This is a genomic window from Pantoea sp. EA-12, from assembly GCF_030053355.1.
In the GTDB taxonomy this organism is placed as follows: Bacteria; Pseudomonadota; Gammaproteobacteria; order Enterobacterales; family Enterobacteriaceae; genus Pantoea; species Pantoea vagans_C.
The window spans coordinates 1-18739 of sequence record NZ_JASGBY010000013.1; the positions used below are offsets into that span (position 1 = coordinate 1).

At 52.6% G+C, this 18739-nt stretch carries 20 protein-coding genes; 11 read left to right on the forward strand and 9 right to left on the reverse strand.

Going from position 1 to position 18739, the window contains the following annotated elements:
- Positions 1-148: 148 nt before the first annotated feature.
- Complete coding sequence (gene tusE / locus QMZ30_RS18355; RefSeq protein WP_283228494.1) at positions 149-475, forward strand: sulfurtransferase TusE; 327 nt, start codon at positions 149-151, stop codon at positions 473-475.
- Here the strand turns inward: tusE and yccX are convergent, their stop codons facing one another.
- Positions 476-754 carry an acylphosphatase gene (yccX, locus tag QMZ30_RS18360; protein WP_283228495.1) on the reverse strand — a complete coding sequence of 93 codons (279 nt, stop codon included), beginning with the start codon at positions 752-754 and terminating at the stop codon, positions 476-478. It abuts the gene before it with no gap.
- Between the two features lie 82 nt (positions 755-836).
- Between yccX and rlmI the strand changes: the two genes are divergently transcribed.
- Both rlmI and hspQ read left to right on the forward strand, forming a co-directional pair.
- Complete coding sequence (rlmI, locus tag QMZ30_RS18365; RefSeq protein WP_283228496.1) at positions 837-2027, forward strand: 23S rRNA (cytosine(1962)-C(5))-methyltransferase RlmI; 1191 nt, start codon at positions 837-839, stop codon at positions 2025-2027.
- Positions 2028-2086: 59 nt separating this feature from the next.
- The gene (gene hspQ, locus QMZ30_RS18370; RefSeq protein ID WP_058969369.1) at positions 2087-2404 is read left to right on the forward strand and encodes a heat shock protein HspQ; all 318 of its coding nucleotides are present in this window, start codon (positions 2087-2089) and stop codon (positions 2402-2404) included.
- Positions 2405-2435: 31 nt separating this feature from the next.
- On the opposite strand, the gene QMZ30_RS18375 is transcribed toward hspQ, so the two are convergent.
- Positions 2436-2858, reverse strand: a complete 423-nt coding sequence (locus tag QMZ30_RS18375) for a CoA-binding protein (RefSeq protein ID WP_283228497.1) — start codon at positions 2856-2858, stop codon at positions 2436-2438.
- 177 nt (positions 2859-3035) lie between these two features.
- Between QMZ30_RS18375 and QMZ30_RS18380 the strand changes: the two genes are divergently transcribed.
- Positions 3036-3662 carry a YccT family protein gene (locus QMZ30_RS18380; protein WP_283228498.1) on the forward strand — a complete coding sequence of 209 codons (627 nt, stop codon included), beginning with the start codon at positions 3036-3038 and terminating at the stop codon, positions 3660-3662.
- Between the two features lie 68 nt (positions 3663-3730).
- Positions 3731-4192, forward strand: coding sequence for a methylglyoxal synthase (locus QMZ30_RS18385; RefSeq protein WP_283228499.1), 462 nt, complete (start codon positions 3731-3733; stop codon positions 4190-4192).
- A 3-nt stretch (positions 4193-4195) separates the two neighbouring features.
- Here QMZ30_RS18385 and helD read toward each other — a convergent pair whose 3' ends face one another.
- The gene (gene helD, locus QMZ30_RS18390; RefSeq protein WP_283228500.1) at positions 4196-6250 is read right to left on the reverse strand and encodes a DNA helicase IV; all 2055 of its coding nucleotides are present in this window, start codon (positions 6248-6250) and stop codon (positions 4196-4198) included.
- Between the two features lie 123 nt (positions 6251-6373).
- Between helD and QMZ30_RS18395 the strand changes: the two genes are divergently transcribed.
- Together QMZ30_RS18395 and yccS are read left to right on the forward strand one after the other, a co-directional pair.
- Positions 6374-6817: a YccF domain-containing protein gene (locus tag QMZ30_RS18395; RefSeq protein WP_283228501.1), complete on the forward strand. Its 444-nt coding sequence runs from the start codon at positions 6374-6376 to the stop codon at positions 6815-6817.
- 11 nt (positions 6818-6828) lie between these two features.
- The gene (gene yccS / locus QMZ30_RS18400; RefSeq protein WP_283228502.1) at positions 6829-8967 is read left to right on the forward strand and encodes a YccS family putative transporter; all 2139 of its coding nucleotides are present in this window, start codon (positions 6829-6831) and stop codon (positions 8965-8967) included.
- Here the strand turns inward: yccS and QMZ30_RS18405 are convergent.
- Complete coding sequence (locus tag QMZ30_RS18405; RefSeq protein WP_283228503.1) at positions 8964-9593, reverse strand: TfoX/Sxy family DNA transformation protein; 630 nt, start codon at positions 9591-9593, stop codon at positions 8964-8966. The genes yccS and QMZ30_RS18405 overlap by 4 nt on opposite strands.
- Before the next feature lie 221 nt (positions 9594-9814).
- On the opposite strand from QMZ30_RS18405, the gene sulA reads away from it, so the two are divergent.
- Together sulA and ompA are read left to right on the forward strand one after the other, a co-directional pair.
- Positions 9815-10306, forward strand: coding sequence for an SOS-induced cell division inhibitor SulA (sulA, locus tag QMZ30_RS18410; protein ID WP_039328957.1), 492 nt, complete (start codon positions 9815-9817; stop codon positions 10304-10306).
- A gap of 349 nt (positions 10307-10655) precedes the next feature.
- Positions 10656-11726: a porin OmpA gene (ompA, locus tag QMZ30_RS18415; RefSeq protein ID WP_283228504.1), complete on the forward strand. Its 1071-nt coding sequence runs from the start codon at positions 10656-10658 to the stop codon at positions 11724-11726.
- A gap of 73 nt (positions 11727-11799) precedes the next feature.
- Here ompA and matP read toward each other — a convergent pair whose 3' ends face one another.
- On the reverse strand, positions 11800-12267 hold the full coding sequence (gene matP, locus QMZ30_RS18420; protein WP_282997114.1) for a macrodomain Ter protein MatP: 468 nt from the start codon (positions 12265-12267) through the stop codon (positions 11800-11802).
- 53 nt (positions 12268-12320) lie between these two features.
- Here matP and QMZ30_RS18425 point away from each other — a divergent pair, with 53 nt between their 5' ends.
- Both QMZ30_RS18425 and fabA read left to right on the forward strand, forming a co-directional pair.
- Positions 12321-14183 carry an AAA family ATPase gene (locus QMZ30_RS18425; protein WP_283228505.1) on the forward strand — a complete coding sequence of 621 codons (1863 nt, stop codon included), beginning with the start codon at positions 12321-12323 and terminating at the stop codon, positions 14181-14183.
- A 67-nt stretch (positions 14184-14250) separates the two neighbouring features.
- Entirely contained in the window at positions 14251-14769 is a 519-nt protein-coding gene (gene fabA, locus QMZ30_RS18430; protein ID WP_034820448.1) for a bifunctional 3-hydroxydecanoyl-ACP dehydratase/trans-2-decenoyl-ACP isomerase, read from the forward strand.
- Between the two features lie 65 nt (positions 14770-14834).
- Here the strand turns inward: fabA and rmf are convergent, their stop codons facing one another.
- From rmf to pqiA, 4 genes are all read right to left on the reverse strand, one after another.
- The gene (rmf, locus tag QMZ30_RS18435; RefSeq protein WP_007887362.1) at positions 14835-15002 is read right to left on the reverse strand and encodes a ribosome modulation factor; all 168 of its coding nucleotides are present in this window, start codon (positions 15000-15002) and stop codon (positions 14835-14837) included.
- Between the two features lie 269 nt (positions 15003-15271).
- Complete coding sequence (gene pqiC / locus QMZ30_RS18440) at positions 15272-15838, reverse strand: membrane integrity-associated transporter subunit PqiC (protein WP_283228506.1); 567 nt, start codon at positions 15836-15838, stop codon at positions 15272-15274.
- Positions 15835-17478, reverse strand: coding sequence for an intermembrane transport protein PqiB (gene pqiB, locus QMZ30_RS18445; protein ID WP_283228507.1), 1644 nt, complete (start codon positions 17476-17478; stop codon positions 15835-15837). Before pqiB ends, pqiC begins: the two co-directional genes overlap by 4 nt.
- Entirely contained in the window at positions 17450-18733 is a 1284-nt protein-coding gene (gene pqiA / locus QMZ30_RS18450) for a membrane integrity-associated transporter subunit PqiA (protein WP_283228508.1), read from the reverse strand. The genes pqiB and pqiA overlap by 29 nt, the downstream gene beginning before the upstream one ends.
- Between the last annotated feature and the right edge of the window lie 6 nt (positions 18734-18739).

An 18739-nucleotide genomic window follows, 5' to 3' on the forward strand; every position in this document is an offset into this window, starting at 1 on the left:
TCTTAACCACCTCGCCAAAACCTACCAAAATATGGTGTTGGTTTATTAGCGCTGATTTAGTGGGGATCCCTCAGCGCTTCGGCGGGGTTTTTGCTTTTTTGAATCTGGAGAACTTACAATAGAGCGAATGATGCTGTGAGGAATAACTGTGATTTTTGCCGGTAAAGAGATCGCCACCGATGCGGAAGGCTATCTAAAAAGTAGCGCAGACTGGAGCGAAGCCCTCGCTGCAGAGATTGCAAAAAACGAAGACATTGAGATGAGCGAAGCCCACTGGGAAGTGGTGCACTTTGTGCGCGCCTTCTATCAGGAGTTCAATACCTCGCCAGCGGTGCGCATGCTGGTCAAAGCCATGGCACAGAAATATGGCGAAGAGAAAGGCAATAGCCGCTATCTTTTCCGACTCTTTCCCGAGGGTCCGGCCAAACAAGCCACCAAAATCGCCGGCTTACCTAAACCAGCTAAATGTCTGTAGTTAGCCAGTGGTAAACCGCTTCGGAATTTGCGCTGGCTGATGCGGCTCAACCAAGACCTTATCAACGCGTGCGCTGCGCGGCCCACCCGCTTTCAGCCACGCGACTAACGCTTCAACCTGTTTATCATCACCCGCTGCCAGCACTTCCACGCTGCCATCGCGGAGATTGTGCGCATAGCCTGTTACCCCGAGTTCATTTGCCTGCGCTTGGGTGTAATAGCGAAAGCCAACCCCTTGCACAATCCCATGTATCCAGATTTTGTAGCACGTGTTCGCCATGGCATTCTCCCCTTTGTACATTGCATTTTGCCGCCATCCACCGGAAAATGGCGCCTCATTTTTTCAGGTAAGCATAGCAAACATGACCGTTCGATTGATTCTCGCAAAGGGACGTGAAAAATCCCTGCTCCGCCGCCATCCGTGGGTGTTCTCTGGTGCTGTTGCACGTATGGAAGGTAAAGCCCAGTCTGGCGAAACCATTGATATCTGTGATAGCAATGGCAAATGGCTGGCCCGTGCCGCTTATTCTCCGCAATCACAAATTCGCGCACGCGTCTGGAGTTGGCAGCAGGATGAGTCAATCGATATCGCATTCTTTGTTCGCGCCTTTGAAAAGGCACAACAGTGGCGCGAGTGGTTGGCGAAGCGTGACGGGCTTGATAGCTATCGTGTGATCGCCGGTGAGTCCGATGGCATGCCAGGCGTGACCATTGACCGTTTCGGCAACTTCCTGGTGTTGCAGCTTCTCTCTGCAGGTGCTGAGTACCAGCGCCCTGCCATCCTCTCTGCCTTGCAGCAGTGCTTCCCAACCTGTTCGATCTACGATCGTTCCGATGTTGCAGTGCGTAAAAAAGAGGGTCTGGAGCTGGCACAAGGTCCGGTAACCGGCGAACTGCCGCCTCCGTTGCTGCCGATCACTGAACACGGCATGAAACTGTTGGTGGATATTCAGGGCGGCCACAAAACCGGTTACTACCTCGATCAGCGTGACAGCCGATTCGCCACCCGTCGCTATGCGGAGAATGCCCGCGTGCTGAACTGCTTCTCTTACACCGGCGGATTTGCAGTGTCTGCGTTGATCGGTGGCTGCCGCGAAGTGATCAGCGTCGATACTTCACAGGATGCGCTGGATGTCGCAAAGCAAAACGTAGAGATAAATGGCCTCGACCTTTCTCGTGCACAGTTCGTGCGCGATGACGTGTTCAAATTGCTGCGTCGTTACCGTGACAGCGGTGAGAAATTTGACCTCATCGTGATGGATCCACCCAAATTCGTTGAGAATAAGAACCAGCTGATGGGCGCTTGCCGTGGTTATAAGGATATCAATATGCTGGCGATGCAGTTATTGAATCCCGGCGGTATCCTGCTGACGTACTCTTGCTCAGGCCTGATGGCGACTGATTTGTTCCAGAAAATCATTGCCGATGCCGCCGTCGATGCCGGTCGTGATGTACAATTTATTGAGCAGTTCCGTCAGGCAGCCGACCATCCTGTGATCGCCAGCTATCCTGAAGGGCTTTATCTGAAAGGGTTTGCCTGCCGCGTGCTGTGACTTGAAAACCTGAACCCTGCCTCCATATTGGTAGCAGGGCAAAGTTTTGGGAGGTCACAATGATTACCAGCAAATTTGGAATTGGACAGCAAGTCCGACACCGTCTCTCCGGGGTGCTCGGCGTTATCGTGGATGTCGATCCGGAGTTTTCGCTTGATAAACCCGAGTTGGATGATGTTGCGGCCAGTGAAACATTGCGAATGGCACCCTGGTACCATGTGGTGATGGAAGATGAAGAAGGCGAGCAGGTTCATACCTACGTCGCTGAAATTCAGCTGGCAGGAGAAACCTCCTTCGAACATCCTGAGCAGCCGTCCATGGACGAGCTTGCCGCTTCGATACGGCAGCAGCTGCAGGCACCCAGCCTGCGCCATTAAAGTAAACGGCGACCTATGTCGCCGTTTCTGTTTAGTGAGTTGACTGCAATAATCCCAGTCGCGGAATTTCAATTTTAGGACATCGGTCCATAATCACTGTCATACCCGCATCCTGCGCCAGTACCGCCGCCTGTTCATTAATGACACCCAGTTGTAGCCAAAGCGTATCTGCACCAATCGCAATCGCTTCTTGCGCTACGCCCCACGCTGCTTCCGCATTACGAAAAACATCAACCATATCGACTTTACCCGGAATATCCGCCAATGCCGCATAGGCGGTTTGGCCCAGCAGTTGCTGCCCAGCCAGTTTTGGGCTGACCGGAATCACTTCATATCCCTGATCGAGCAAGAACTTCATCACACCGTAACTCGGGCGGTCAGCACGATCGCTGGCACCCACCAGGGCAATGCGTTTGGTCTTGTTCAGCACATCGCGAATCGTTTGGTCATTCATGCAATTTCTCCTTTTTCACTCGCCTGAGTGTAGATGGCTATGCCTTACCTGTTGCAAGCCTTACAGCAGGAATCTTTGCGCGGCAGCACGAATAAATATGTAAAAATGTAAATTTACTGCCATAATGTAATAATTTGCTACACATCACCGATTTATCCCCACCTTCCGGGAGTTGAAATGAAGCTGTCTTTGGCTGTTACGGGTTTACTCGTGTTGCTCGTATCGGCATCCTGCCATGCCATCACCTTAAAGCTCGATCCTGAGATCGATCTGCTGGTGCTGGATGGCCGCAAAATCTCAGGCTCGCTGCTGAAAGGCGCGGACAGCCTTGAGCTGGAGCGTGGACAGCATCAATTTCTGTTTCGCGTTGAAAAACCGGGGTCAGACGCCACGCATTTTCAGTCGGTGCCGATGATTGTCACGTTTAATGCCAACGCCAGTTCGGTTGCCATTCGTTTACCCTCGCTCGATAATCGCCGTGAACGTAACGCCTTTGATAAGGCACTCAATTTCCAGCTGATTGATGAACGCGGTAATGAAATCGCCAGTGTGCGCGACCGTTTGCCAAAAGAGAGTGATAGCGATCTTGAAAAGGCGATGGTGAATTATAACCGTAATGCTCAGGCGGCTTCCGTTCCACGTTTTGCTCTGCAATCAGCCAGTTTGCCTGATGCCAAATTGGACCTCGATTTTGCCTGGCAGGATGCGGGCGACCTCCCCTCCCTCCAGCGCTGGTTTGAGCGTTTTGATGCCGCCACGCGTCAGCGATTTATTAGTTGGATGAAAACCTTACGCGCAAGTTGATAGTGATGAAATGCCAAGGGTAAACTCGTGCCTTAATCACTATCGCATGAGAAGAAACAGGAAGCCCTATGGAGCAGACCGTTCGTACCCTTGAAGTCAAAAAGCATATTGCCCTCGTCGCACACGACCACTGCAAAGCCTCGCTGCTGGAATGGGTCAAAGCCAATCAAACCGCGCTGCAACCCCATACCCTTTATGCCACCGGAACCACCGGCAATCTGATTAATCGCCATACGGGTTTAGACGTGAATGCCATGCTGAGCGGCCCGATGGGCGGCGATCAGCAGGTCGGTGCATTGATTTCAGAAGGGAAAATTGATGTGCTGTTTTTCTTCTGGGATCCGCTGAACGCGGTGCCCCACGACCCGGATGTTAAAGCACTGCTGCGCCTCGCCACGGTATGGAATATCCCGGTGGCGACCAATCGCGCCACCGCGGACTTTATTATTCAGTCACCGATGTTTGCGCAGCAGGTTGAGATCCAGATTCCTGATTATCAGCGTTACCTCGCCGAGCGCTTAAAAGCCTAATCCTCAGGCCTTCCGACTCTGCGGTACACCTAATTCGCGGAAGTGATCGACAAAGACGGAAGGCCGATCTTTATCAAACAGCAGCCACACCTGCTGTCGTGCACGGGTTATTGCCACATAGGCCAGCCGACGCTCCTCAGCATCCGGAAAGTCCTCTGGTTGCGGTAACAAGCCCTCTTCCATGATCGATTCAGGTGCCTGCGCAGGAAAACCATCGCGCCCCTCGTGAAGCCCAAGCAGCATGACAAAATCGGCCTGCTGTCCTTTGCTGGCGTGAATAGTCATAAAATCAATCTGTAATTTCGGCCAACGCGTTTTGGCTTTTTCCAGTATCGCCGGGCGCAGATGATGGTAGCGGGCTAACAGCAACACACGCTCTTCTGGCCTGGCATAACCGCTCAATTTATCTAACAACGGCTCCAGTTGCTCTTGTGGCAGCAGCGTCACGGATTTCTTATTGCCCTTGCTCAGACTGTTTAACGGCTTACGCAACTGGTGTGGATTCTGCTGCACAAAGCGGTTGGCAATCTCACCGATCCGGTCGTTAAAGCGATAGGTGGTGTCCAGCACACAGCGATCGCCCTCACCGAAATAGTGATGGAAAGCGGTAGTCAAACTCATTTCTGCCCCGCTGAAGCGATAGATTGCCTGCCAGTCATCCCCCACCGCGAAAAGGCTCGTACGCTTATTTTGCTGGCGCAGTGCGGTTAACAAGGCTGCACGCTGCGGTGAGATGTCCTGGAACTCATCCACCAGAATATGTTTCCACGGGCTGATAAAGCGTCCTTTTTCCAGAATGGCAATCGCCTGATGAATCAGCCCAGAGAAATCGACTGCACCCTCTTCTTTGAGTGCGGTTTTCCAGGCTTTCAGCAGCGGAGCCATCAGCTTAACGCGCTTACTGAAATTATCGCGGAAATCTTCGGGTACATCCGCTATCATCGCCGCTTGTGCGCCGCCATGCATGCGCATCAAGCCAAGCCAGCGTTCCAGACGCGAAGCCAAACGTTGCGCCAGCTTGTCATCTTGCCAGTAAGGCCCTTCTGCAACATCCCATTCCAGTTCATCTTGCAGCCATTGCCGCCAGCCGCTCGCCTGCGCTTTTTTGCTGTTGCACTGTTCACGCCAGGTATCGATCAATAATTGACGGCGCGCCTTACTGTCGCTTTCCAGCTTGCTGATCACCGGCTGCTTATTGCTGCCTTCACGGATAATATGCAGCGCCAGGGCGTGGAATGTGCGGGCCTGAATGGCGCTTTCGCCTAAGCGCGACTGAATGCGCTCGTTCATCTCTTCCGCCGCCTGGCGGCCAAAGGCCAGCAGCAATATCTGATCTGGCTGCGCCAGTTTGCGCTTTATCAGCCACCCCGCCCGTGCCACCAGCACTGACGTTTTACCACTTCCCGCCCCGGCCAATACCAACAGGGCATCCTCGCCGTTGACCACGGCTTCACATTGTGAGGGATTAAGCGGTGTGGTTTCGACCGTAGAGAAGAATTCGTGATAATCCTTGATAACCTTCGCCGTCCATTCACGATTACGCTGGCGGATGGCTGCGTCACCTTGCTCAAGCCACTGCTGACAGAACTGCCACAGTGCACGGCAGTTTTCAAAGCTCGCGAGGCGAGATAGTGGCAGCGGCAAAGCTGAGAACTGGCGTGTAATGTTCTCTTTCACCGCCGCTAACTCACTGCGTTTCAGCCAACGGTCCTGCTGGGTGAAGGCCAAAATTTCGTGTTCCAGCGCGGTTAACACCTCCGCACTGACCTCACTCATCTCCTGGCTCCACTGCTGCCAGGCCTGCTGGAGATAATGGAAGAAGCGTTGAGTTTCCTGCCATTCGGTACCATGCAGACGCACCACTTTCTCGTCTGGTAGCTGAAATTCAAGCTCTCCCCAGACCATGCCGCGCTTGCAGGTAATATTAATTAATTGGTTAAAAGGGATCAGATATTCATGACGATCGCCACTGACTTCCACTCCGGCGGCCAGCAACCGTACCCGATTGTAGGGATGCTGAGCCAGGCGCTTACCCATTGATGTTGCTTTCAGTTCCATGTCCGCACCGTCATGTGGAATTCGATTATCGCGCAGTTTACCTGTCAGACTCTTGGCGCTCCAGCCTTAAAACGCGCTAAACTTGGCGGCACATATTGCGGATTGCAAAAGGAAAATCGCGTTATGCGCACCGTACTCAACATTCTTAACTTTGTTTTGGGTGGCGTGTTCACCACGCTAAGCTGGCTGTTTGCCACTCTTGTCAGCATCGTGCTGATTTTTACCTTGCCATTAACGCGCTCCTGCTGGGAAATCACCAAACTGTCATTGTTACCCTTTGGCAATGAAGCCGTACATGTGGATGTACTGCGCCCAGACAGCAAAAGCAACGTGATGAATGCCGGCGGCACCTTCTTAAATATCTTCTGGCTGGTGTTTTTTGGCTGGTGGCTGTGCCTGATGCACATCTCTGCCGGGGTTGTGCAGTGCCTGACTATCATCGGCATTCCCGTTGGCATTGCTAACTTTAAAATTGCCGCTATTGCGTTATGGCCGGTCGGTCGTCGCGTGGTGTCGGTGGAAGAGGCTCAGGCTGCGCGTGAAGCTAACGCGCGTCGTCGTTACTGAGGCCGCCTCCAATGCTTCAGAACGCGATGCCTGGCTGGCGACGTTATCTGTTCAATAGTAGCCTGCGCTACCTGCTGCGCATCTTTTTCGCGCTTGCAGGCTGTGCGGCAGTGCCGTGGTGGTTGCAGCAGATCGAATGGACGATTCCCTTAACGCTTGGCGTGGTGGCTGCCGCGCTGGCAGATCTTGATGACCGATGGACCGGTCGCCTGCGCAATTTACTGATTACGCTGGTGTGTTTTTGCGTTGCGTCGGTGTCGGTTGAGCTGCTATTTCCTTATCCATGGGCCTTCGCTATTGGTCTGGCGCTCTCCAGTTGGGGATTCATTCTGCTGGGTGCATTGGGGCAGCGTTATGCCACTATCGCGTTTGGTGCGCTGTTAATCGCCGTCTATACCATGCTGGGGATTGGTCTTTTTCCTCAGTGGTGGATGCAACCCGCGCTGCTATTGATTGGCGCATTGTGGTACAACCTGCTGACTTTTATCGGTCACCTGATCTTTCCTGTGCGGCCCGTGCAGGAACAACTGGCAGCCAGCTTCTCGCAACTGGCGCGCTATCTGGAAGCTAAAGCGAATCTGTTCGATCCCGACGCAGGTGAACAGGACGACGCCAATATGGTCGCCACAGCCATGGTGAATAGCCAACTGGTCGCGCAACTTAATCAGACAAAAACCGCCATCCAAAGCCGATTGCGGGGCGATCGCGGTTCACGCAGCACACGTCGTAGCCTGCACTATTACTTTGTCGCACAAGATATTCACGAACGCGCCAGTTCTTCTCATCTCCAGTACCACTTGCTGCGCAGCGACTGGCGATATAACGAAGTGCTGTTCCGCTTCCAGCGACTGCTCAATATGCAGGCGCAAGCGTGTCGTAAGCTGGCTGAAAACATCTTATTGCGCCAGCCGTGGCATCATGACAGTCAGTTTGAACGCACCTTCACCCGGCTTGAAACCGCCCTTGAACGTCTGCAACAGCAAGACCCGCAGGATCCTCACATTCGCGCGCTATTTTGGTTACTGCGTAATCTTCGCGCGATCGATGCGCAGTTGGCCTCGATTGAATCGGAGCAAATGCTGGCCGATCCTCCCGCTTCTGGCGATACCCACCTGTCTCGCGAGGGACTGAGCGGATGGCAAGATATTCGTCTCCGTTTGAGTCGCCATCTGAGCCCCGGCTCTGCACTGTTTCGCCATGCCGTGCGCATGTCGCTGGTGCTTTGTGTCGGGTATGCCTTCATTCAGATTACCGGTTTGCATCGCGGCTACTGGATTTTGCTAACCAGCTTGTTTGTCTGCCAGCCTAACTACAATGCTACGCGCCGACGTCTTGCCCTGCGTATTGGCGGTACACTGGCCGGCATTGCCATTGGCTTGCCGGTTTTGTGGTTAGTGCCGTCAATTGAAGGGCAACTGGTGTTGATTGTGTTAAGCGGCGTGCTGTTTTTTGCCTTCCGCCAGATTCAATATGCGCAAGCCACGCTGTTCATTACCTTGCTGGTACTGCTTTGCTTTAACCTGTTAGGTGAAGGCTTCGAGGTCGCTCTGCCACGCATAGTCGATACGATACTAGGTTGCGGATTAGCCTGGCTGGCAGTCGCCTTTGTCTGGCCAGACTGGCGTTTTCGCAAGATTAGCGCGGTAGCTGACCGCACGCTTAACGCCAACTGCCGTTATCTCGATGCCATTATGGAGCAATATCATCAGGGCAAAGATAATCGCCTGGCCTATCGCGTGGCACGACGTGATGCCCACAATGCTGATGCTGAGCTTGCTTCGGTGGTGTCGAATATGAGCAGCGAGCTGAAGTTGCAGCAACCGCTGCGCGAAAATGCGTTTCGGCTGTTGTGCCTCAACCATTCGTTCCTGAGCTATATCTCGGCTTTGGGGGCACACCGTGAGCAACTCACAGACCCTGAACTCCTGAGCACATTAGATGATGCCGTGTGCTTTGTTGAGGACGTCCTGCAAATTGAGCGTGTGACGGATGCACAAGCGTTAGAGATGCAACAACAGCTAATGCAACGCTTAAGCACGTTAAAAAACAGTTCAGAGATGCAGGCACCCTTAGTGATGCAGCAGTTAGGTTTGCTAATCGCGTTGCTGCCTGAAATTGCCCGCCTGCGTCGCACCCTGGCCAGCCACTAACGTTGTGAACGCTCCACTTTGGGATCGAGGTGGAGCGTTTTTACATACCAGGCGTACAACTCTTCTCGCGTGACCACCGGCAGTGCTGCCTGATGATGGCCCGAAATGGCGCCTTCCAGAGCCAGCAATGTTTTTAAGCCAATGTGCTTGTTGACTGCACGCAGTTTCAGCCAGCTCTGACGTGATCCCATTTCGTGCAGCAACCTTACCGAACTGATGCCAACTCGATGCAACATCATCTCCATGCGTAAACTCAGGTTAGGCAAATCTTTTAAGCGCAAGGTGACGGTGCGCGTGGCGATTTCGTCCTGAGCGGCTTGCAGTGCACTGGCAGAGAGCTGCAAAAGTTGTTCAGCGTCCTGCCATAACGTTGCATCTACCTTGTAGTAGTTCAATTGCACAGGTATGCCACGTTTACGATACACCAGCGGCTCAAGTGCGCGTCTGGCGTGGTAGACCTGAAGCGCTTCACTCGCACGCAGGTAAAGTGCATCTTCATTGATGTAGGCAAAAATCACCTTCTCTACCGTCAGCGCATATCCCCCAAACTGGGTGCGCGATTCGATCTTTCCGAGAGGTGCTAACTGCGTTTTCGACTGCATAACCATAGATTTGTTGGTTTTCATTACATCTCCTTTCCGTGAATTCTCATTAGAGAAAATTCCATAAAAACCTGGATATTCATTTGGTTAGAAGATAAAAAAATCCCATTAGCTGTTCAATGAATAAAAACATTTTGGCAGGATGTTGTGCAAAATTTGCGAGGTGTTTTCAGAAATTGAGGTTGATCTTTATCCAGGAAGGCATTACTGTATATTCATACAGTCAATCACTGAGTGATTAAATTATGCGTACTCAATACTCTGGCCTTGCTGATCGTTCTTCCCGTTTTGCGACCCCAAGCTTAACGCAACCTTCTCTGGGTGGAATCACTGAACTGCGCTACAGCGAACAACCGGGTATGATGCAGATGCTGCTACTGCCGGTGCTGAAACAGCTCAGTGAACAATCGCGCTGGCAGCTATGGTTAACTCCTGCCCACAAGCTGAACCGTAGCTGGATGCAGCAGTCGGGTCTGCCGTTAGAGAAGAGTATGCATATTACCGAATCAGAGCGACTCAGCACGGTGGAAAGCATGGTGAAAGCGTTGCGTACCGGTAACTACAGTGTCGTATTGGCCTGGATTCCATACGAATTGAACGATGAAGAACGTCTCGAACTTGAATTAGCGGCGTCGGAAGGTGAAGCGCTTGGCTTAATAATGCGTCCACAAGGTCATGAACGCGTCCTGACAAGACAACCCAATCCGTCAAAAATTCCGTCAGATTTGTTTCATTAAGTAAAACCAGGAATTTTCTCACGCTATTTTTTCTTTAGAATGCAGCTAAGCCACTGATTCTTTTCCCGCCAGCTTTGACAATGGTTTAGCCGCTTTTTCTCAATCTGCTAGCGAAGATTTTGCCATGTGATTTGTTAAAATGTGTGTATAAATCCCTGTTTTTTTACTCGCTGACCTCACATCATACTTGTAACTTTCCAATCTCGTTGTAGACTTTATCTCGCCAGGGTGCTCAATAACCTCCGTTTTTTCGGTAGAGTCAAAAGCGAGCGTTTAGACCCGGCGAAGGATTAACACAAAGAGCAACCTTTTTGCTCATTGCCTATTTGGATGATAACGAGGCGCAAAAATGAAAAAGACAGCTATCGCAATTGCAGTGGCACTGGCTGGCTTCGCTACCGTAGCGCAGGCCGCTCCTAAAGATAACACCTGGTACACCGGTGCTAAACTGGGCTGGTCTCAGTATCACGATACTGGTTACTACGGTAACGACTACGAGAACAACAACGGTCCAACTCACGAATCTCAGCTGGGTGCTGGTGCCTTCATGGGCTATCAGGCTAACCCATACCTGGGCTTCGAGCTGGGCTACGACTGGCTGGGCCGTATGCCTAACAAAGGCAGCGTGACCAATGGCGCGTTCAAAGCACAAGGCGTCCAGCTGGCAGCTAAACTGAGCTACCCAATCACTGACGACTTCGACGTGTACACCCGTCTGGGCGGCATGGTATGGCGTGCAGACTCTACTCAGACCAACCCAACCGTTGGCCGCATCAGCAACCACGACACCGGCGTTTCTCCGCTGGCTGCTGTTGGTGTTGAGTACGCACTGACCAAAAACTGGGCAACTCGCCTGGACTATCAGTGGGTTAACAACATCGGTGACGCAGGTACCGTTGGTGCGCGTCCAGACAACAGCATGCTGAGCGTCGGCGTTTCTTACCGTTTCGGTCAGGATGAAGAAGCTGCACCAGTTGTTGCTCCGGCACCAGCTCCAGCGCCAGTTGTTGAAACCAAGCGTTTCACTCTGAAGTCTGACGTGCTGTTCAACTTCAACAAAGCGACCCTGAAGCCAGAAGGCCAGCAGGCTCTGGATCAGCTGTACAGCCAGCTGAGCTCAATGGATCCTAAAGATGGTTCTGTTGTAGTACTGGGCTTCACTGACCGTATCGGTTCAGAGCAGTACAACCAGAAACTGTCTGAGAAACGCGCTCAGTCTGTAGTTGATTACCTGGTATCTAAAGGTATCCCTTCTAACAAGATCTCTGCACGCGGTATGGGCAAATCTAACCCAGTGACTGGCAACACCTGTGACAGCGTGAAAGGCCGCAATGCCCTGATCGACTGCCTGGCGCCAGACCGTCGCGTTGAAATCGACGTGAAAGGTATCAAAGACGTTGTAACTCAGCCACAGGCTTAAGTTATCACGCAATAAAAAACCCCGCTTCGGCGGGGTTTTTTTATGTCTCTGACATCGCGAATGAACAATTTCGCTATTCGTTCTCCGTTCCGCCTTTGCCCAGAATCGCTTGCAAATCCTGCTTCAGAGTCGACATCTGACTGGCATACTTCTCTTTACGTTCTGCATCTTCAATCAACTGCACAATGGTCTCTGACAGCGTGTTGCTGCGTCGCTGGGCCAATCCCGCCAGTCGTTGCCACACAAGATACTCAAGATCGATAGACTTTTTGCGCGTATGCTGATGCTCCGCATTGAAGTGGCGCTTACGGCGTGCACGGATGGTTTGCTTAAGTCGATTCTCGAGATCAGGATGAATATGCTCAGCAATCCACTCACCAACGTCAACGGGGCTATTTTCCATCGTCAGTAAGGTATCCACCGCCGCCTGGGCAGCGCTGAGCTCAAGGTGACGGGTGATCGGCTCACCTTCCCGATGCTTTTTCACCAGGTATTTCCACTTCCATCCACTTTCAAGATTTTCGAGTTGCTGGTATTTCATCGGAATCTCATCGTGATCACGTAACAAACTAAGAATAACAGCTTTTTTCATGGATGCAGCAAGGAAAAACATGTTGCGGTCATCACATTTCGGGCTGGAACTCCGCAGTGCTTAACCCGGTTGATTCCTGTATAATCGCGCTTTTCCTGAATCTGACTAATGCGAATATTTTGACCAGCACTCAAATTACGTGGCAAGCCCTGCAGCCGGATAGCACCCGCTACCAATCCATTTTCTCACATGTCTCACTGGAGGATAGCGATAGTCTTGCCGCGGTTCAGCCGCGTCTGCTGAATGCGCTGGCGCATTTGCATCATCAATCACTGGGTTTTCCGCTGCTGTTACTGCGTAGTCAGGAAAACAGCGACTACCTCGCCTGCATTGCCGAAGCCGCCCAACGCTTCCAGCCCGACGACGTCACGCTGTATGGTGGTGATTATCATGTGATGGGCGATAACATCAGCTTGATACCACCCAGTGACGCCAATCGCCCTTTCACCAGCCAAGGCGGTGTGCATTACGCTGACTGGATTGAATCGGAACAGCTGTTTGGCTGCGTTCGTCAATACAAAGACCGTATTCAGCCGGAACCGGGCCTGATTCACCGTGCCAACGGCGGAACCCTGATCCTTTCCGTCAACACATTGCTGGCTCAACCGCTGCTGTGGCTGCGTTTGCGTAAGTGCATCGAGCAAGAACGCTTTGACTGGTACTCACAGGATGAGCGCCAGCCGCTGCCGGTCAGCATCCCTTCTTTGCCACTGCAACTGCGTCTGGTGCTATGTGGTGACCGTGATGCACTGGCCAGCTTCCAGGAACTGGATGCTGAAGTGCATGAAATGGCGCTGTACAGCGAGTTCGAAGAGAACCTGCAGGTCAATGATGAAGAGGACATGACCTTCTGGTGCCAGTGGACACTCACACAGGCAGAGCAAGCTGGGCTGGAGCATCCTGAAGCGGATTTCTGGCCGCTGTTGATCACGGAAGGCGTGCGTTTTACTGGCGATCAGGACACGTTACCGCTCTGTCCACGTTGGTTACGTCGCCAGTTGCAGGAGACTGCGCTGCACGGTGACAACATGAATGCTGAAGCATTGAAAGATGCTTTGGAAGCGCGTGAGTGGCGCGAGAGCTACCTTGCTGAGCGCATGCGCGATGAAATCCTGCTTAATCAGATCATGATTGAAACGGAAGGTGAAGTGGTTGGGCAGATCAATGGTCTGTCCGTGGTGGAATTCCCAGGCCATCCGCGCCCGTGGGGCGAGCCTTCACGTATTACCTGTGTGGTGCATCCTGGCGATGGCGAATTCACCGATGTTGAACGCAAAGCGGAGTTAGGCGGCAACATTCATGCGAAAGGCATGATGATTATGCAAGCCTACCTGATTGCCGAGTTGGAACTTGAGCAGCAGCTCCCCTTCTCTGCGTCGCTGGTGTTTGAACAATCCTATTCCGAAGTGGATGGTGATAGCGCCTCACTGGCTGAGCTGTGCGCCTTAATCAGCGCCCTGGCGAATCAGCCGCTCAATCAGCAGATTGCTGTAACCGGTTCGGTTGATCAGTTTGGTAATGTGCAGCCTGTCGGTGGCCTGAATGAGAAAATTGAAGGCTTCTTCCAGATTTGCCAGTCTCGCGAATTGACCGGTAAACAAGGGGTGATTCTGCCTGCCAGCAACGTACGTCATTTAAGCCTCAGCCAGGCAGTGGTCGATGCGGTGAAACAAGAGCAGTTTCACATCTGGGCGATCGAAAGCGTTGATGAGGCACTGCCGCTGCTGACGGGTGTGGCGTGGCAAAGTGAGAACGGTGAGTCACTGTTAAACACCATTCAAGAGCGCATTGCCCAGTTCAATCAGCAAGAAATACGCCATCGTCCATGGCCGTTACGCTGGCTCAACTGGTTTAACCACCGCTGATTGATTTGCCCAGCGTACAACTGTTCGCTAATATTCGGGCTTCACTAAAAGAAGGCATATTGAGAACATGGTAGATAAACGCGAATCCTATAGCAAAGAAGACCTGGTTGCCTCAGGTCGCGGCGAACTGTTTGGCGAAAATGGACCGCCGCTTCCCTCTGATAACATGTTGATGATGGACCGCGTGGTCATGATGACCGAAGACGGCGGTAAATTTGACAAAGGTTTTGTGGAAGCCGAACTGGATATCCGCCCTGACCTGTGGTTCTTCGATTGCCACTTTAAAGGCGACCCGGTAATGCCTGGCTGCCTCGGCCTCGATGCCATGTGGCAGTTGGTTGGCTTCTACCTGGGTTGGCTGGGTGCCGAAGGTAAAGGCCGTGCACTGGGCGTGGGTGAAGTGAAATTCACTGGCCAGGTTCTGCCAACGGCGAAAAAAGTGACCTACAAAATTCACTTCAAGCGCGTGATCAACCGTAAACTGGTGATGGGCGTGGCTGATGGTGAAGTGTTTGTCGACGGTAACCTGATTTATACCGCGACCGATTTGAAAGTGGGTCTGTTTAAAGACACCTCTGCTTTCTAATCTGCCAAACGAAAACCTCCGCACGCAGCGGAGGTTTCTTCCTTATTGATAGACATTCGACAGTGCTAGGCCACCGCCGACCTGTCCTCCATGGCCTGACGCCAACCTCCCAACCAGTAAGACCGCGCATCGATCATTTGATAAGGGCATATCTCTTTTGAGCGCCCCGTAATCCCGGCTTGATAGCCTCGTGAATGTGCTCGTTCCAGGCGGTCTCTCTTCTGTCTCTTCATGCCTCGTTTCCCTCATTTCAGGTCTGGTGGAATCTGGGTGGAAAGAAAGAGTGGTGTTTTAATGTTCAACCACAGTAATGTTCTAACCCCAAGCAGAAGAAAGGTCAATGCGCAAAATTCACGCCAATGTCATCATTTCGCCGTTAAATCGACATATATAATTGTCAATTCCCTGTATATCTGGCTGATTCGACAATAAAAAAAGCCCCTGATTTGACTGCGATCACACAACAGCAAATCAAGGACTTAGCATAAGCATCGAACAAATCTTAATTTAGCGAAATGACACTATTTGCGATTTGTTGCGCAGTTTGCTGCCAGCCGAGAGCCAGAGTGCGTACTAAAGCATCATAGCCATCTTCCGATTGCGGCAGCGTCAGATTAAAGCCATGTTTGATTAGTCGCCCTTCATGTTGCAGTAACCACTCGCCGCTGACCACCACCTGACCATCATAACGCCCCTGGAATCCAGTGACGTTAACGGACAACGTATCGTGGGTATCACCGAGCGGTGAACCGGAGACGAGGCGCCCCGGCAGTGCTTTACTTAAGTTTGTCACCAGCGTTTGCTGCAGTTGCTGGTCAAGCGGGCTGGCCCACAAGTTATTGGCGGCAATCACATATTTCACATCGCTGGTTTGATACACCAACCCATTGCCCGCCATGTAATCGGGCACCGTCACCTGCTCGACCCAAATCATCGGCTGGTTGCCACTGGATGCACTGTCCACCCGAGCCATATTGCTGCCCGAAGGCAGCTGGTAATAGGTGTTTTCGATGGTGCTGCTGCACCCTGCCAATAGCAGCAGCGCACCCATAATCAGCCCTTTTCTCACTGTTTCGCCCTCTTTGGCTGCGGGTCCTCGCCCGGTTTAGCTTCAAACACCAGCGCGTTGCTCTTGGTATTGAGCGTCTTCAGTACCGGCTGCAGTTCACGAAGTACCTGATCCAGTCGCTGCATATCCCCCACCAGCTTGTTGTAAGCTGGCGATCCCGGTTGCAGCCCTTTCATACTGCGATTCAGCTCACGTAAGGTTTGCTGCATATCCTCAGGTAACTTTTTCATCGCCGGGCTGGCAGTGATTTGATTCAGGTTATCCAGCGTTTTCTGCATGTGCTGCATCGTACGCTGGCTCTCTTTCAACGTTCCGGTTGCTTGCTCAAGCAACGGATTGAGAGGAAGCGCGTTGATCTTATCCAGCGCGGCGACCAACTTCTGTTGAATCTGACTCAGCCCACCGCTGACGGTTGGGATCACTTCCAGACCCGCCACTTCGTTCGGCCCTTTGTACGCCGGCGCATTGTCGTAGAAATCCAGATCCACAAACAGCGCACCTGACAGCAGGTTACCGGTTTTTAGCGTGGCGCGCAGGCCGCGCTTCTTACCATCCTGCAGATGTTGCTCAAGATTGAAATCACCACCCAGTCGACTGATAAAACGATCGGGTTCGATGCGAATCAATACAGGTACACGATAATCCGTGTTCAACGCCTGATTCACACCGGGAATGGTGTAAGGCACCTGAGAAACAGTTCCCAGACGAATACCGCGGAACTCAACCGGAGCACCCACCTGCAGGCCACGAATTGAATCGGTGAAGAACAGCAGGAAATCTGTGTGCTGAGTGTAGAGTGAATCCTGGATGCTGCGCTGATCGTCAAACAGGTGGTACTCCGCCTTGTTAGCCGCCACCTGCCCCAGTTCCGCGCCATCTGGCACGTCAAAACTGACGCCACCGCTAAACAGCGTGGTCAGCGATCCCATTTCAACCCGCATGCCGGATGCCGACATATCAACGGCAATGCCGCTGTCTTTCCAGAAGCGCACATTGGTAGTGACAAGACGATCATAAGGTGCGGCGATAAACAGCTGATAGGTCATCATTCGCTTTTCGGTATCAAAGGTACTTGTTTCAACCGTACCGACACGGTAGCCACGGAACAGCACTGGATCGCCTGCATTAAGCTGGCCGGCCTTTTTGCTATCCAGCGTCACACGAATACCTTTAGCATCCGGCGGAGCCAGCGGAGGCGCATCAAGTAGCTGATAACGTTCAGGTTGGTCGCCTTTAGTCCCCGGCTGAAGTTCGATATAGGCACCAGACAGCAAAGTGCCAAGGCCGGTGATCCCTTCGCGACCAATCTGCGGTTTCACCACCCAGAACACGCTGTCACCATGCAACAGTTTTTCCATACCTGAATTGAGGCGTGCCTTGATCTCCACGTGGTGCAGATCATCCGTCAACACCGCACTCTCCACCACACCGACGTTAACGCTGCGGCTTTTAATGGTGGTTTTTCCGGCCTCGATGCCTTCAGCGCTCTCGGTGATCAACGTCACTTCCGGGCCCTGATGGCTAAAATGATAAAACAGGATCCAGCCACCAATTAATAGCGTGACGATGGGTACGATCCATACCGGTGACCAGCGTTTAATCTGGTCTACCTCAGCAGTCCCGTGATGGTTGTCCGTCAAGACGCGGCTCCTTACGTTCAGTTTCCCGTAGTCGATCCCAAATCAGGCGCGGATCAAAGGTCATGGCTGCAAACATGGTGAGAATCACCACCATTGCAAACAGCAGCGCGCCTGGCGCAGGATAAACACTCATCAACCGTCCCATCCGCACCAGCGCGGAGAGAATGGCGATCACAAACACATCGATCATTGACCAACGGCCAACAAATTCCACCACCTCATAAATCAGGTGCATTTTTTCGTCATCGCGCTGCCCGCGCCCGCTGGCGTGCCAGCAAAGCCAGGCAATCGCCAACATTTTCAATGTCGGCACCATAATACTGGCGACAAAGATCACCAGCGCTACCGGCCATGACCCATCACTCCACAGCAGAATCACCCCGGCCATGATGTTTGACGGATATTGTGAACCCAGCGTTTCGGTCACCATGATCGGCATAATATTTGAGGGGATGTAGAGCATCACGGAGGTGACCAGTAGCGCCAGCGTCCATTGCAAACTGTGTTTCCGCCGAGCTGGCGCGACTACGCCACAACGTGGGCACTCCCCCTGCGCACTGGATAATATCGCGGTACAACAAGGGCAACTGCGTAGTCCCTGCTTCAGGCCACTGATCCCCGCCATTGGCACGATGGGCAGTGGAGGAAGAGGGTCGATGCGCTGCCATACCCAGCGGCGATCGACACACTGAAAAGCACGCAGTTGCAAGACACAAAACAGGCACCACGGCCAGAAGCTGCTGCCCAGACCAATATCGCCATATGCCATCAGCTTGACGAAACTCACCAGCACACCAGCCATAAAGATTTCGGCCATGCCCCAGCTACGCAGCTGGAAAAGAATACGCGCCAGCCCCAGCCTGAGGCTATGCGGCATCCGTACCCGATTGACCAGCAAAATAATGGTGATCATGCAGAAAGCCGGAATGCCCTGCACAAACAGCATAAACAGCGTGGCCAGGCTGCGATAGTCTTCGCGGTCCATCACTTGAGGAATTTCGAGCAGCGAAATCTGGCTGCTCAACCCGGCAACATGCATGTTAATGAACGGAAAAAGATTCGCCAGCACCAGCATAAAGAGTGCCGCGCAAGCGTACCCGGTTGGGCGTTTGCGCGGCTCATGCCAGTTAGCGGTGAGCGTGGTGTGACAACGTGGACAACGCGCGCGGCTGCCCACCGGCACGGCAGGCAGTTTCACGGTTAAATCACATTGTGGACAGAGTATCCACTGATGCGCCTGATCCGTTGCACACATGCTGAC